Origin of the sequence: Tsuneonella sp. CC-YZS046 (assembly GCF_035581365.1) — a bacterium.
GTDB lineage: Bacteria > Pseudomonadota > Alphaproteobacteria > Sphingomonadales > Sphingomonadaceae > JAWKXU01.
Genome location: NZ_CP141590.1, coordinates 2868238 through 2882622, shown reverse-complemented (window position 1 = coordinate 2882622; position 14385 = coordinate 2868238). Strand labels below are relative to the sequence as shown.

Annotated in this window: 15 protein-coding genes and 1 pseudogene; 2 read left to right on the top strand and 14 right to left on the bottom strand. The window is 67.1% G+C overall.

Features of this window, described 5'->3' with window-relative positions; translation table 11 throughout:
* Positions 1 to 84: 84 nt before the first annotated feature.
* The 3 genes from U8326_RS14195 to U8326_RS14185 all read right to left on the bottom strand — a co-directional run bounded on the left by U8326_RS14195 (position 85) and on the right by U8326_RS14185 (position 3137).
* A complete protein-coding gene (locus tag U8326_RS14195; RefSeq protein ID WP_324740997.1) occupies positions 85 to 504 on the bottom strand; it encodes a CopG family ribbon-helix-helix protein in 420 nt (139 codons plus the stop codon).
* The gene (locus U8326_RS14190) at positions 501 to 2531 is read right to left on the bottom strand and encodes a conjugal transfer protein TraG (protein WP_324740996.1); all 2031 of its coding nucleotides are present in this window, start codon (positions 2529 to 2531) and stop codon (positions 501 to 503) included. Before U8326_RS14190 ends, U8326_RS14195 begins: the two co-directional genes overlap by 4 nt.
* A 201-nt stretch (positions 2532 to 2732) precedes the next feature.
* Positions 2733 to 3137: a MerR family transcriptional regulator gene (locus U8326_RS14185; RefSeq protein WP_324743622.1), complete on the bottom strand. Its 405-nt coding sequence runs from the start codon at positions 3135 to 3137 to the stop codon at positions 2733 to 2735.
* A 92-nt stretch (positions 3138 to 3229) separates the two neighbouring features.
* On the opposite strand from U8326_RS14185, the gene U8326_RS14180 reads away from it, so the two are divergent.
* Both U8326_RS14180 and U8326_RS14175 read left to right on the top strand, forming a co-directional pair.
* The gene (locus U8326_RS14180) at positions 3230 to 3871 is read left to right on the top strand and encodes a cation transporter (protein ID WP_416385535.1); all 642 of its coding nucleotides are present in this window, start codon (positions 3230 to 3232) and stop codon (positions 3869 to 3871) included.
* Between the two features lie 7 nt (positions 3872 to 3878).
* A complete protein-coding gene (locus U8326_RS14175; protein ID WP_324743621.1) occupies positions 3879 to 5825 on the top strand; it encodes a cytochrome c/FTR1 family iron permease in 1947 nt (648 codons plus the stop codon).
* 258 nt (positions 5826 to 6083) lie between these two features.
* On the opposite strand, the pseudogene U8326_RS14170 reads toward U8326_RS14175, so the two are convergent.
* The 11 genes and pseudogenes from U8326_RS14170 to U8326_RS14120 form a co-directional block, all read right to left on the bottom strand.
* A pseudogene (locus tag U8326_RS14170) lies at positions 6084 to 6841 on the bottom strand (IS5 family transposase).
* A 77-nt stretch (positions 6842 to 6918) separates the two neighbouring features.
* Entirely contained in the window at positions 6919 to 8649 is a 1731-nt protein-coding gene (locus U8326_RS14165) for a relaxase/mobilization nuclease domain-containing protein (RefSeq protein ID WP_324740994.1), read from the bottom strand.
* A gap of 259 nt (positions 8650 to 8908) precedes the next feature.
* Positions 8909 to 9811: a lytic transglycosylase domain-containing protein gene (locus U8326_RS14160; protein WP_324740992.1), complete on the bottom strand. Its 903-nt coding sequence runs from the start codon at positions 9809 to 9811 to the stop codon at positions 8909 to 8911.
* 3 nt (positions 9812 to 9814) lie between these two features.
* Entirely contained in the window at positions 9815 to 10147 is a 333-nt protein-coding gene (locus tag U8326_RS14155; protein ID WP_324740991.1) for a DUF736 domain-containing protein, read from the bottom strand.
* Positions 10138 to 10707 (bottom strand): S26 family signal peptidase, encoded by a 570-nt coding sequence (locus tag U8326_RS14150; RefSeq protein ID WP_324740989.1) that lies wholly within the window; start codon positions 10705 to 10707, stop codon positions 10138 to 10140. Before U8326_RS14150 ends, U8326_RS14155 begins: the two co-directional genes overlap by 10 nt.
* The gene (locus U8326_RS14145; protein ID WP_324740988.1) at positions 10704 to 11225 is read right to left on the bottom strand and encodes a DUF2840 domain-containing protein; all 522 of its coding nucleotides are present in this window, start codon (positions 11223 to 11225) and stop codon (positions 10704 to 10706) included. Before U8326_RS14145 ends, U8326_RS14150 begins: the two co-directional genes overlap by 4 nt.
* A gap of 271 nt (positions 11226 to 11496) precedes the next feature.
* Entirely contained in the window at positions 11497 to 12390 is an 894-nt protein-coding gene (locus tag U8326_RS14140) for a replication initiator protein A (RefSeq protein ID WP_324740987.1), read from the bottom strand.
* 6 nt (positions 12391 to 12396) lie between these two features.
* Positions 12397 to 12663: a helix-turn-helix transcriptional regulator gene (locus U8326_RS14135; protein ID WP_324740986.1), complete on the bottom strand. Its 267-nt coding sequence runs from the start codon at positions 12661 to 12663 to the stop codon at positions 12397 to 12399.
* Between the two features lie 120 nt (positions 12664 to 12783).
* Positions 12784 to 13578, bottom strand: a complete 795-nt coding sequence (locus U8326_RS14130) for a DUF2285 domain-containing protein (protein ID WP_324740984.1) — start codon at positions 13576 to 13578, stop codon at positions 12784 to 12786.
* 142 nt (positions 13579 to 13720) lie between these two features.
* Entirely contained in the window at positions 13721 to 13984 is a 264-nt protein-coding gene (locus U8326_RS14125; protein ID WP_324740983.1) for a DNA -binding domain-containing protein, read from the bottom strand.
* A 139-nt stretch (positions 13985 to 14123) separates the two neighbouring features.
* A complete protein-coding gene (locus U8326_RS14120) occupies positions 14124 to 14375 on the bottom strand; it encodes a helix-turn-helix transcriptional regulator (protein ID WP_324740981.1) in 252 nt (83 codons plus the stop codon).
* Positions 14376 to 14385 lie beyond the last annotated feature (10 nt).

Sequence of the window (14385 nt, the reverse complement as noted above, 5' to 3'; positions counted from 1 at the left end):
AGAGAGACAGAAAAGACCGTCCTTCAACAAGTAAATGCGGTCGTCGTAGTCTGGCGTAGAGAGACAAGAACTGGCGTAGTCAGCTCATTCTTCTTGGGGTGGAAAGTCCTCGCCGATTTCTTGTCTGACCTTCGGACCCTTCGCGAGTCGGCCGCCGAGCGCCTCCATGAAGGCGTCGTAGCGGTCGCCGCCCTGACGGCGCATCGCGGCCCGCTCGCTCTCGGGCGGCGGCGGGGTGTTCGACAGCCAGAAGCGCACGAACAGCGCGATCATCTCGACGCCGATCCCCGTGTCGCGCTCCAGCCGGGTCATGCGCCGGTCCAGCTTGTCGAGCCGCTTGGCGATGGCGGCCTCGCGCTGCTCATCGGCGTCGGGCGACAGGAAGGACGCGATGGCGGCCTCGGCGATCAGCGAGCGGGATTTGTCCCGCCGGTCGGCATAGGCGGCAAGCGCGCGCATCAGCTCCGGGTCGAGATAGACCGACAGTGGCGTCTTGGTCGTCATAGCTCGATGCCATCCTCGGGATCGAGCGACGCCTGCCGAGCCACGCGCTGCATCTGGCGGCGCACCGTCGCCTGCCGCGCCGCGTCGCTATCGGGGTCTGGCTCGTCCAGCTCGAACTCGTTGGCGGGCGCAGGCCGGGGCGTCGGCGCGATGTCTATATGGCGCTCCAACGCCGGCTCGCGGCGCAGGTCCGCATTGTCGGCATCGTCCTCAGCATCCGCCTTCTTGGTGGCCTTTTTCTTCTTCGGCTTCTTCGGCGCATCATGCTCGATCGGTTCGGGCATCGGCGGCGCCTCGATCGGCGCCAGGCCGCTCCAGTCGTCGGGGCGCGACGGGCCGCCTCCGACATTGCTATCGGGCGGCGACAGCACCCGCTGCGTGAACCGCCGGTCCTTGAAGTAGCGGACCTTCTTCGCCCGGATCGGCGGGATGCCCGCGACCATGACGATCTCGTCGTCGGGCGGAAGCTGCATGATCTCGCCGGGGGTGAGAAGCTGGCGGGCGGTTTCGGAGCGCGATACCATCAGATGGCCGAGCCAGGGCGAGAGGCGGTGCCCGGCGTAATTCTTCATCGCCCGCATCTCGGTCGCGGTGCCGAGCGCGTCCGATATGCGCTTGGCGGTGCGCTCGTCGTTGGTGGCGAACGACACGCGCACATGGCAGTTGTCGAGGATCGCGTTGTTCGGCCCGTAAGCCTTCTCGATCTGATTGAGGCTCTGCGCGATCAGGAAGCTCTGGATGCCGTAGCCGGCCATGAACGCCAGCGCGCTCTCGAAGAAGTCGAGCCGCCCCAGCGCGGGAAACTCGTCGAGCATCAAGAGCAGCCGGTGGCGCGACTGCCGCGCCTTCAAGTCTTCGGTCAGCCGGCGCCCGATCTGGTTGAGGATGAGGCGGATGAGGGGCTTGGTGCGCGAGATGTCGCTGGGCGGCACGACGAGGTAGAGCGTCACCGGCAGCTCGCCCTCGACCAAATCCTTTATGCGCCACTCGCAGGTGCGCGTGACCTGCGCCACGACGGGATCGCGATAGAGCCCAAGGAACGACATCGCGGTCGAGAGCACGCCCGATCGCTCGTTGGCCGATTTGTTGAGCAGCTCGCGCGCGGCCGAGGCAACGACGGGATGGACGCCCGCCTCGCCCAGATGCGGCGTCGTCATCATCGCCCATAGCGTGCTCTCGATCGGGCGGCGGGGGTCGGACAGGAAGGCGGCGACGCCAGCCAGCGTCTTGTCGGCCTCGGCGTAGAGCACATGGAGGATCGTGCCGACCAGCAAGGCATGGGAGGTCTTTTCCCAATGGTTGCGCTTCTCCAGCGAACCCTCCGGGTCCACCAGCACGTCGGCGACGTTCTGCACGTCGCGGACTTCCCAGGCACCCTTGCGGATTTCGAGCAGCGGATTGTAGGCGGCCGATGCGCCGTTGGTCGGATCGAACAGCAGCACCCGCGCGTGCTGCGCGCGAAAGCCGGCGGTGAGCTGCCAGTTCTCGCCCTTGATGTCATGGACGATCGCCGAGCCCGGCCAGGTCAGAAGCGTTGGCACCACCAACCCCACGCCCTTGCCCGATCGCGTCGGCGCGAAGCACAGCACATGCTCGGGACCGTCGTGCCGCAGATAGTCGCGGCCGAGCCGACCGAGCATGACGCCATTCGGCCCGAGCAGCCCGGCGGCGGCGATCTCGCTGCGCGTCGCCCAGCGCGCCGAGCCATAGGTCTCGGCGTTCTTCAGTTCGCGCGCGCGCCAGACCGACATGCCGATGGCAACGACGATCGCGGCGAACCCGCCCGACACGGCGATGAACGCGCCGATCTGGAATATCTCCGGTGCATAGGCGTCGAAGGAGAACCACCACCAGAAGAAAGCCGGCGGCGGATAGACCGGCCAATCGCCGAGCATGAACCACGGCGACCCAAGCTCGGGCTGATAGGCGAGCGCCGCGGCCGTCCATTGCGTCGCGGTCCACAGGGCGGCGAGGACGATCAGGAAGACCGCGAAGACCTGACCCCAAAGGATTTTGGTTGCCGACATGGCATCGAAGTCGATGCGTGCCGAACACCAAATCAAGTGACTGTTATTATGAAGGAAAGTCTAGCGTAGAAAGACAGGGAGTAGCGTATTTTCGGTATCAACTGCCTGAGCGGCTGAAGGTGAGCTGGCCGGCGAAGATGATGATGTTATATCGAAGGCAATGCCAACGAAGTGAGGGGGAACACCGAGCAGTTTGATAGCTTAGATCGCCGGAAGTAGCTCGACTTCCGCAATCGCCTCTATGACGCTGCAGTCAGCCGCACGGCCGCCCGCACAGGATTTCGCGACGCGCGAAAGCTCGTTGCGCAGCCGCGTGAGACGCGCGATGCGTTCGTCGATGCCGTCGAGGTGGCGACGGGCGATCGCGGCGGCTTCGGAGCAATCCTGATCGGGCTGCTCCGAGAGCGCGATCAGCGAGCGGATCTCGTCGATCGAAAATCCCAGGCCGCGGCCATGACGGATGAATGACAGCCGGCGTAAATCGCTCTCGCCATAGGTGCGTCGGCCGCCATCGGTGCGCGCCGCGCGGGGCATGAGCCCGATCTCTTCGTAGAAGCGGATCGTGTTGACCTTGGTGCTGGTCCGGCGGGCAAGGTCGCCAATCATCAGGCGTGAGGCAGCGGTCACGGAAACTCCCAGTTGCTAATGGTTCGCAATTTGCTTGCTCCTACAGTAACTGGAGGTTCTATGCACGCATGATGAGCGAGAGCGAATCAGACGGGTGCGGCTGCACCGGTGACGCCAAACGGGCGGAGCGTGACCCGGCTTATGCCCGCGCCTTGTGGATCGTCGTCATTCTCAACCTCGGCTTCGGACTGCTGGAGATCGTCGGCGGGTTCGTCGCCGACAGCCAGGCTCTGAAAGCCGACGCGCTTGACTTCATCGGCGACGGGTCGATCACTCTGGTCGGGCTTTTAGCCCTCGGCTGGACCGCACATGCACGCGCCCGGATTGCGTTGACGCAAGGACTGTTCCTCGGCGCCCTCGGGGTCGGCGTGATCGCCTTCGCGGCGTGGCGGGCGATGAATGCGGTTGCGCCCGAGGCCGAGCTAATGGGCGGCATCGGCGTCGTGGCCTTGCTGGTCAATGTCGGCGCGGCGTTCGTGCTCGCCCGTTTCCGCGAGGGCGACGCCAATGTCCGCGCCATCTGGCTGTTCAGCCGCAACGATGCGCTTGCCAATGTCGCGGTGATCGTCGCGGCCGGGCTGGTAGCCTGGGCGCAAAGCGCTTGGCCAGATCTCATCGTCGCTGGCGTGATCGCTCTGCTGTTCCTTCACTCAGCATATGAGATTGTGCGCAGCGCGCTGGCCGAACGCCGCACGCAACCGCGTCTCGCTTAAGGTCGCAATGTCTCCTGTCCGTCCCCTTCGCTCCGCGCTCCTGCTCGCCCTGATGCTGTTCGGGCTGGGCGTCCCCGCGCTCGCGCGCGCCGATACCGCCGATACCGGTGCCGTTCAGACGGTATGGCGCCTGCTCGACTATGTCGCGGTCGACTATGCAGGTGCTGTTTCGCATGGCCGGATCGTCAGCGCTGGCGAATATGCCGAGATGACCGAGTTCTCCGCCTCGGTGCGCAGCCGCCTCGCTGCGCTCCCCGCGGACGCTGCCCGCGTGGATCTGGTCCGGCAAGCCGAGGCGCTCCAGCGGCTTGTGGCGGCCAGGGCCGAGCCGGAGGCCGTTGCCAGGGCGGCGCGCGGGCTGGCCGGCGATCTGCTGGCAGCCTATCCGGTGCCGCTCGCGCCGGCCACCGCGCCCGACCCGGCGCGCGGCGCCCAACTCTACGCCAAGAATTGCGCGAGCTGCCATGGGCTGACCGGCGATGCTCATGGCCCGGATGCGGCCAAGCTCGATCCGCCGCCGGTTGCGTTCGCCGATCCGGGCCGCGCGCGTGAACGCAGCCTGTTCGCGCTCTATCAGGTGATCGGGCAGGGTCTTGACGGCACCGCGATGCAGAGCTTCGCCGACCTGCCGGCCCAAGACCGCTGGGCGCTGGCGCTCCACGCCGGCAGCCTCGCGTTCCGCGACGTCAGCGCCGGCGAGCGGCTGTGGAAGAGTGATGCGTCGATTCGCAAGCGCATCCCCGACCTGACCACGCTTGCGACAATGACCCCGGCGACGCTGAGCGCCGCCATCGGCCCGAACAAGGCGGACGCAGTGATCGCCTATCTGCGCGCCAACCCCAAGGCCGTCGTTGCGGTGCCCGCAGGCTCCCTGTCGCTGGCCCGCGAAAAGCTCCACCAGAGCCTTGCGGCCTACCAGGCGGGGGATCGCCGCGCCGCCGAGGAGTTGGCGCTGTCCGCCTATCTCGACGGGTTCGAGCCGCTGGAACCCATGCTGACCGCGCGCGACGCCACCCTGATGGGCCGGATTGAGAGCGCGATGGGCGAACTGCGCGGCGCGATCGGCCGCGGCGCTCCTGCATCCGACCTCGCGACCAAGGTCGATGTGCTCGACAGCCTGTTCACCGATGCCGAGGCTGCCCTGTCGCCCGATGCGGTCAGCGATGTCTCGACGTTCCTCGGTGCGCTCACCATCCTTCTGCGCGAAGGACTTGAAGCCCTGCTCATCGTGGTCGCGATGATCGCATTTCTACGCAAGGCTGAGCGCAGCGATGTCCTGCCCTATGTCCATGCCGGCTGGATCGCGGCGCTGGTCGCGGGCGCGGCAACCTGGGCCGCGGCGACGTTTGTAATCGGCATCAGCGGCGCCAGCCGTGAACTGACCGAAGGGTTCGGTTCGCTGTTTGCTGCGATTGTCCTCTTGTCGGTCGGTATCTGGATGCACGGCAAGTCCCAGGCCGACGAATGGCAGCGCTATATCAAGGCGACGCTGGGCAAAGCGCTGTCGCGTGGCTCAGCTTGGTTCCTGTTCGGACTCGCTTTCATCGTCGTCTATCGCGAGGTGTTCGAGACGATTCTTTTCTATGCTGCGCTCTGGACTCAAGGCAATGGCGGCGTCGTCCTTGCGGGCGCGGCTACTGCGATTGGCCTGCTTGCCGTCATTGGATGGGCGATGCTGCGATACAGCCGCCGCCTCCCGGTTGCGAAATTCTTCGCCTACAGTTCCGCGCTGATGGCCGTGTTGGCCGTTGTGCTGGTCGGTAAGGGCGTGGCCGCTTTGCAGGAAGCTGGGCTAATCGACATTCGCCCGCTTCATGGCTTCCCTCGAATCTCCTTGCTCGGCATCTTCCCCGCGCTCCAGCCTGTCGTCGCCCAGCTTACCATGGGTGCGGTGTTAATCCTCGGTTTTTGGCACAATAGCCGACAGAAGCGCACGCCAGCCGCCGCCGAATAAATGGACGCGCCTTGAGCTTCGCCTGCTGCGCTAGTGTCTGCGGGAGCAGCCCAAACGTCTTGCGATTCAGACTTTGTAGGAACGTTCGAGGCGGCTGTGGGCCGACGGTCGGTGGGCGTGATTTTGAGCGCGGTCGGAAGCTTCCGATCATGATCCGGCGGAATAGGTCTGCTAGCTTGCGAACGGCTGATTTCTTGGCACCAGGCTTGGAAGCGGCTGGCAAGCTTGGTCAATCCTTCCACTAGGGCCGATCGACATTCAGCGTAACCAGATCATGGCGGCGGCGAGGTGTATGAAGCCGGCGAAATGGATGGTGCGCCGATCGTAGCGTGTCGCAAAGCGGCGGAAATGCTTGAGGCGGTTGAAACATCGCTCGATCCGGTTGCGCTGTTTGTAGAGTTGGGTGTCGTGCGGGATGAAGACCTTGCGATGACGCTTGGACGGGATCACGGCTTGCGCCTCCATCTGCGCGATCGTCTCTCGTAAGCCATTGCTGTCATAGGCTTTATCGGCGAGAATGGCCCCGGCTTTCTGACCTTCGAGCAAGGCTGGAGCAGCGGTGATGTCATGAGCCTGCCCAGCCGTTATGGAGAAGCGCAGCGGCCGCCCCAGCGCGTCGGCCAGCATGTGGATTTTGGTCGTCAGCCCTCCTCGGGAACGCCCCAGCGCCTGGTCTTGCGCCCCCCTTTTCCGGTCGCTGCCTGCTGGTGGGCGCGAACGATGGTGCTGTCGATCATCAGATACTGATTGTCGCGATCCCTGGTGAGCGCGGCGAACACCCGCTCCCATACTCCCTTGTCACACCAGCGACTGAAGCGCCGGTGCACGGTCTTCCAGCGGCCATAGCGCTCAGGCAGGTCGCACCAGTGAGCGCCAGAGCGCAAAACCCACAAACATCCGTTCACAAACAACCGGTTATCCGATCCCGTCCGTCCAGGATCACCTGCCTTGCCCGGCAGCAGCAGTGCAATCTTCGCCCACTGCCCATCGCTCAACTCGTATCGCTTGATCCCCATCGTCCGCTCCGCGGTCCAACACAGAGCCCTATGAATCAGCGATCAAACCTTTTAGGAATCCTGAATGTCGATCCGGCCTAAATTCCCAACTCAATTCCCCTTCCAAGCGACCAATCGACACCACCATCACCGCGCATGACGCCGGAGATGTGCTTGCCGATCTGGCGGTCGAGCGAGGGAGACCAGGGCACGAGCTGGAAGCTCAGGCCGTTGTCGATCATGGCAAAGCGGCCCGAGGCGAGCGTGATGCGCTGGCGCACCGTGCCCGCGACATACTCCCCGGCCTTGGACGGCGCGTGCGGCAGGTTGACCTCGGCCGACAGTTCCTTGGCGGCTTCGTCCAGCTCGCGGTGGCTGAGCGTGTCGAGCAGGTTGCGCGCGAAGATGATGCGCTGGCTCTGCCGCCGCGCCAGCCCCTCGTCGGCGAGATGCTCGGCGCGCGCTTCCATCGCGGCCCGCACCTCGGTCCCGAAGCCGCCGCCAAGATCATGGCCGTCGCTCGACAGGTTGCGCCGGTCAAGCCAGGTCGCCCCCGGCGCGCGAACCTGCGCCTCGATGTCCATGTCGGAACGCACGGCCAGCGCCACCCGCTGCCGGCCTTTCCGATCCTCGAAGCGGCGCAGCTCGACGATCGCGCCGGGCCGGCAATCGCCGGTCGCCTCGATGTCGGGAAGCTGGACATGGTGGGTGCGGCCGTCGATCCCGTCCACGATCGCATAGGCTTTGCCGGTCAGCTCGTCATGCAGGCCGCGATCGACGAGCCTGCCGACAACGGGCTGAGCCGGATCGGCGTCGAGGACGTAGCTGCCGGCGCCCCGGTCGATGCCGCGGTCGCTCATCGCCTTGTGCATCCGCTTGATGATGTCGTCGCGCTCGCCCAGCTCGCGCAAGGCGGCCTGGGCGTTATCCGCCAGCGTCCATTGGCCGGGTGCGATCTCGCTGGCGAGGCTGAGCCGCTCCAGCCTGCGCAGCCGTCCCATCCTCAGCACATGGTCGCCGTCGGGCCGGACGCCGGGCTCGGGCGCCATGTCGATCAGCCCGTTGCGCTGCATGGTCCGCGAAAGGTCGCGGTCGATCTCGGTCCAGCGTTCGGCCTCGACCTGCCGCTCCAGCGATTGCCGGATTTCAAGGTCGCTGCGCGGGCCGAGTTCCTGGGTGACGATCTCGCGCGCCTGCGCCCGCATCCCCTCGCGGATATAGTCGCGCGAGATGACGAGGTTCTGCCCGTCCTCGGCGACGCCGCGCACGATGATGTGGACGTGCGGGTTGTCGGTGTTCCAATGCTCGACCGCGCGCCAGTCCAGGTGGGTGCCGAGATCCTTTTCCATCCGCGTCATCAGCTCGCGGGTGAAGCCCTTAAGGTCGCGCATCTGCTCGGCGTCCTCGGGCGAGACGATGAACCGGAAATGGTGGCGGTCGTCCTCGCAACGCGCCGCAAACTCGTTGCGGTCGAGGCCGTCCGCCTCCGCGCCGAACAGCACGCCCTTTTCGCCGTCGCGGGTGACGCCATCGCGTTGCAGGTAATTGAGGTGAGCAGCGAGCGAGGCGCGGCCGCCGTGCCGGACGACGCGCGCCTTTACGACGACCTGGCGCGATCGGTGCCCGAGCCGGTGGGTCGCGCGCACGCTCGCCACGCGGCCCCGGCCGAAGGTCGAGCGGCCCGGCGCGATGATCCGGCCCTGCCGCGAGACATGGCCGCCCGCCCTCTGCGCAGCGGCGAGCGCCTGGTTGATGATCGGCAGCGCCCGCTGGCTGCCCCGCGAGCGGATGCGGCCAGGCCGGATGCGGAAATCGTCGTCGCGGCTCATGGCGCGACAGGCCGCAATGTGCGGCAAACCCTGATGGCGGCAGGCTTTGGCCCTACGCCGCACAGTGCGGGATTTCCGCACACATTGCGCAGCAATGCCCGAAAGCCTTGAGAATCAAGGCCACAACCGAGGCGCAGGGGCTCCGCACATTGCCGCCCTTTATCTTGCCCTCGACCTTCCCCCTTCAGAAAGACAGCACTGCTCCCTTCCGGCGTTGCGAAAGCCTGCGCCGAAACCCGCCAGAGCGCGCGAGAGCCGCTCATGGCGGTGAGCGGCCGGAAAGCGGGACGAACAGGCTGTTGGAAGGCGGGGCAGCATCGGCCATGACAAGCCCGGCGCGGGCGTCGGCCGGTCGTTCCGGCTGCACCTCGGATGCCGTGCGATCGGCGGATAGCGGCGCAGGCGAAACCGCGCCCGGCCGCACCGCGAATAGCGCGGCGCGGCGCCATGCGAACGGATCGGATGGCGGCGCGGTGGCAAGCTGAGTGTCGTCCGAACCACCCGTGATCGACGCCAGCTTTGCGAGATAGGCGCGCGTCTCGGCGGGCAGCGGCCGACCACGCGACAGGTGTTCGTCGTAGCGGCCCGGCCCCGCATTGTAGGAGGCCAGCATCGCCGTCACGTTGCCGTAGCGGTCGTGCATCTCGCGCAGATAGGCCGCGCCCGCCATGATGTTGTCGCGCGGATCGAACGGATCGGACCCGAGGCGATGGCGCGCGCGCAGCCTCGCCCAGGTGCCGGGCATGATCTGCATGAGGCCCATCGCCCCGGCCGTCGAGACAGCGCGAACATCGCCGTTGCTCTCGACGCGCATGACGGCCCATATCCAGCGTTCGGGGATGCCGAAGCGCCGGGCCGCGTCGGTGACATGGGCGGCATAGGGATGGCGCGCGGCCGATCGCTCGGGGGGCGCGTCCTGCGCCAGCGCGGCGACGGGCGCAGCGCCCGGCGTGAGCAGCAGCAGGACCGCGAGCATGGCGGCCGACCCGCCCCCGCTCCGCCGCCAGCCTGCCAGCGTGCTCGCTGCTGTAAAGGGTGCGCGCGATGCGCCGGCCGGGGGCCGCCCTTGACCTTCGCTGCGCGCGTCGGCCGGCCTGCGACCGAGCGGGACGGAGGGATGATGCGGCCTTTCCGCGAACAGAGGGATGATCGGGAAAGGCACCGATCAGCTCCGATCGTCGCGCGGCCGGGGGCGTTTCCACGACAGCCGGAACGTCCGCCCATTGTCATCGGCGCGGAACAGCACCGGCCGGAACGCCGCCGGGAAAAGCGGGCTGTCGATCTCCAGCGCGATATAGTCGCCCGCGCGTTCGCCGACCCGTTTCCACGCGCCGCCGACTTCGGGACCGTCCTCGTCGTCGAGGTGGACACGGTAGTCGGGCGCGTTCTCGGCATCGCTCGGATCGAGCGCGACAAGCACGATCGCCTCGGTGATGCCGAAGTAGCGAGCGCGTCCGGCATAGCCGTTGGCAGTGGATTCAAAGATGTTCACTTGCATGGCCGATCTCCTTGGCTTGGGGGGGGTGAAGGCGATGGGGACGGCGCGCGCAGCCACAGCGGCGTTGCCCGTCCGATGACGGCGGAGGCCGGCAGCGGGCCGAAATAGCGGCCGTCCAGACTGTCGGGATGGGCAGGATTGAGCAGCAGCAGCTCGCCCGGTCGCAGGGTGCGACACCCCTGCCAGACCGGCAGCGGACGGCCCCTGCCGTCACGCGCGCGGGCGATGGCGACGCGCCGGGCATCGACGCTCACGACGGCGCCGGCACGGCAAACCCGCTGCCCGGCCTTCGCCGCGACATGCTTCAGCAGCGGCACGCCCTCGGGCAGATAGCCGCGCACTGAAAGCCAATGCGCCAGCCGTTCGGGCGGCGCGACGGCGACTAGCGCGCCGGGCGGCGGATCGCTGTCGGGATGGATGCGGTAGAGCCCGATCGGCGCGCTGGCGCTCGCGTTCCAGATGACGCGCGGGAGCGGATCGGCGACGGCGACGGCGACGAAGGCCGCGACGAAACCGGAAGCGGCGATGGCTGTCGCCATGACATAGCGGCGGCGCTTCATCCCTCGATCTCCCGGCGCTTGAGCCAGGCGTGATGGCGCTCGATCGTGTAGAGGCGCGGCTGATGGCCGGCGGCGATGCGGTTGTGGACGTGCCGCCAATGGTCGGCCGCCGCATCGCAGGGATCGACGCCGGCCGCCTCCACCGCGTCGATCGCGGCGAGCACCTGTTGGACTTTCAGCCAGCCCTCGATCTTGAGCAGGATGTCGCCACCCGGCCGCACGAACGGCAGCGTCGTGTAGGCTTCGTTGGCGGCGACCGCGCGCACCACGTCGATACGCGAAACGATCGTGCCGAAGTCGTTGGCCGCCCAGCGCACGAACGCGAAGACGGCGCCCGGACGGAAGCTGACGACGCGGGTGCGCCGCGTCAGGATGCGGTCTTGGGCGATGCGGCCGAAGCGTATCCAGTGCTCCAGCTTCTTCTCGATCCAGGTCAGCTCGACATGGGTGAGGCCGTCGCGGGCGAGCGCGCTGAACGCGCCGCCGCCGCGCACGGCGGGGGGCCGGTCGTCGATCATGGGAGGTCTCCGGGGATGGGGGTCGCGATGGGCGCGGGGCGAGGCCGGCGGCTTGTCCGCCGACCGAACGCCAAGCCCGCGAACGGCGCTGCGCTGTCCACAGCCGCGCGCGCCGTTAGCAAGAATCCGAAGGATTCTTTTCTATTAGCACTGTTAGAAGGGAGCCGATTCCGCGAGGATTTCTGCGGGCTTGCGAGGATCGCGCGTTCCCGGAAGTCCGAGTCTCGCGTTCCCGATCGTCCGAATCCGGCTGTTCCCGATAGTCCGAACCTCATGGCCAGTTCTCCACAGGCTTGAGGCCGACGCGGCGCATGGCAGCGTCGAACGGATCGACGGGGACGGGCGTGAAATTCAGCCGGTCGCGGCCGAGCGCATGTTCGAGCGTGAGGACGTAACCGGGGAGCGGTTGGCGCGCGGCGATGGCGCGCAGCTCGAACGCGAACCGGCGCAGCGGCGAGAGCACGCCGGATTTGAAGTAGAGGTGCGGAACGTCAAAGCTCCAGCCGCCCTGCTGGCGCCCGCCATGCTTGCGCACGATGCGGTAGAGCCAGCGTTCGAGGCCGCCGGTCAGGTCGAAATAGGCGCGGTCGATGGTCAGCACGAGCGCGCGGTCGAGCACGCCGGCATAGAACCAGTCGGGCAGGATCAGCTCGATGCCGAGCGCGCGGCCGTTGCCGTCCGCCAACTCGCGCCATTCGTTGATCCATGAGAAGCGATGGCGGCGGCGCTGGTGCTGCTGCCGGATCGACGTGGCGACGGTGGTGGATTGCAGGCGGTCGAGCGCGGCCTTCAGCCGTTCGTAGCTCGCCTTGCCGGTGCCGCGCCGGGTGAACGCCAGTATCTCGTGCGGCGTCGTCACCATCAGGCGCGAGGTCGGCCGTCCGGCGTCGCGCGCCTCGATGAGCTGGCTCGCCGCCCAGATCAGCACGTCGGCGTCCCAAATAGTCGCCATGCCATGCTCGGGCACGGCCTCGACTGAGATCCATGTCGCGCCCATGCGGAAGTCGATGGGCGCGGTGCGGCGGGCCTTGGCGAGCGAGAAGAACGGCCAGGCCATCAAGTCCTGCGCGTCGCGGGCCGCAAGGTCGCCGGGGACCGAGCGGAACAGCTCAAGCTGCGTGCGCTCGGCGCTCGACCGGCCGGAAAGGGAGCGTGCGGTGGGCATCGGCGCTCAGCGGCGCACGCAATCGGTGGGGAGGCGCTTGGCGGGATGGACGACGCCATTGCCCGGATCGGACGTGGACCGGCGCGTGCCGAGCGCGGCCCAGGCGTCGAGGTCGTCGATCGCATAGACGATGCGGCCGCCGAGGCGGCGGAACACCGGGCCGGTGCCGAAGCAGCGATGCTTTTCCAAGGTGCGGGCCGAGAGGCCGAGATGGATCGCCGCATCGGGCGTCTTGAGATAGCGTGGCGTTGTGGCGGCGACAGGCTCGGCCATGATGATCCTCCTGATGATGGCCGGCCCCGGAAAAGAGGGCCGGCGGACAGGAGGGAATGGTGGCGAAATGCCCCCTATGCGGAGAAGGGGACGCGGGAGACCGGGTCGCCAATGTCCCCCTCAGCCGCCGCGCAGCAACCGGATGTAACCGCCATCGCGCAGCTCGACGGCTTCCTTGAGCCAGCGCCTGATGCACTTGCGCTCTGCGCTGTCCGTCCATTCGGTGGGCGTGTAGTGGCGGACCTTGGGGTGGATCAGCGAGGCGGCCAACTCGCGCTGGGTGGCGCCCGCGCGGCGGCCGTCGAGCACTTGCAGCAGGGTGAGGAGATGTTCGCGCCGGAAGGGCGGCGGACGCAGCGCCGGCGGCCCGGCTGCCATGCCGCTGAGGCGGCGGCACAGGCGCTCGGCCGATGCGAGGCGCGCGAAGGGGGCGGGTTCGATCGGCACTATCAAGGCCATCGGGCGGTGACATGATCCGCACACGCACAGATACTCGTCGCCATCTGGATCGGCGAGGATGACATGTAGGAAGTCGCCCATCCTGATCCGGGCGCGAATGTCGCCAAGCGCCGCCAAGTCGAGCGGGCCGGCGCCGATGCCGGCGACCGCGGGCGCGAGGATGATGCTGGCCGGCGAGAGGTCGGGGCGCGCGACCGCCAGCTTGCGGTCGAAGGCCGCGCCGGGGGCGGCGTGGTAGCTGATCCCCCAGTGATCGACCAGGGCCGCGGTCGCGTCGTCGGCGGAGATCGCGCCGCGTTTCACGCGGCCGAGCGCGCGGCGGTAGTCGGAGCGATAGCGGGCATTGCGGCCGAGATAGCCGATGGCGATGTCCGAATATTGCAGCGCGTCGTCCCCGGCCTCGTCCGGGGGCGCGCGCCAGTCCTTCTCAGGCGGCATCGAAACCCTCCCAAGCATGGCCCTCTGCGGAACGCGTTGGAAGATGTTCGCAAGTCCGCCGCCCCGGAGAAGACCTGCCGGGCAGGCGGCCGCATAGCGGATTCAAGTCAGCATTTTGAAGGGATTATACGCACCGCCGCGCGTGTTTCCGGGGCCGCTCTCAGTTCGGCGGCGGGCGCAGATAGTGCCGATAGCCGGTCTCGGTCATCCAGCGCGCGCGGGCGAGATGCGAGTCATAGACGGAGCGGGCGCGATCCGGTTCAGCGGCGGGGTCGATCCCGAAGATGATGCGGACGGCTTCGCGCCAATCGGCATTTTCGTCCGCCGCATCGAGCAGCCGCCAGTAGGTCCGATGATGGCGCTCATCATAGTCGGTCACATGGGACGCATCCGGGGCGCGATCCTCGAAAGCGGCTATCGCCATCGCCTCGTTCCGCTTTCAGCCATAGCCCCCTGCGCCTGCTGATTCATGGAATATACACCATAATGAAGCGAAGTAATTACACCGCATTTGCTATGGTCGTCCGATGCGGCGAGCATAACCGAGCGGGCGTCAACGCCCGTTACTTTCGCGATCCGCTCGTTGAACCACGCACAATCATCACGCCTTCACCGCGATCCGAATCGAGAAACACGATTCCCGCTGCCTCTAGCGACTTGACTACCTGGTGCCGCGTATCGTCGCGCACAGGCAGATCGTTCTCTGATTCCAGACGCTTGAGCGCGGTCAGAGCAACGAGGGCCTTGTCTGCAAGCATCTCTTGCGTCCAACCGAGAAGTGCGCGAGCGGCCCGCACCTGGCGGGAAGTGATCATGCACGATCAC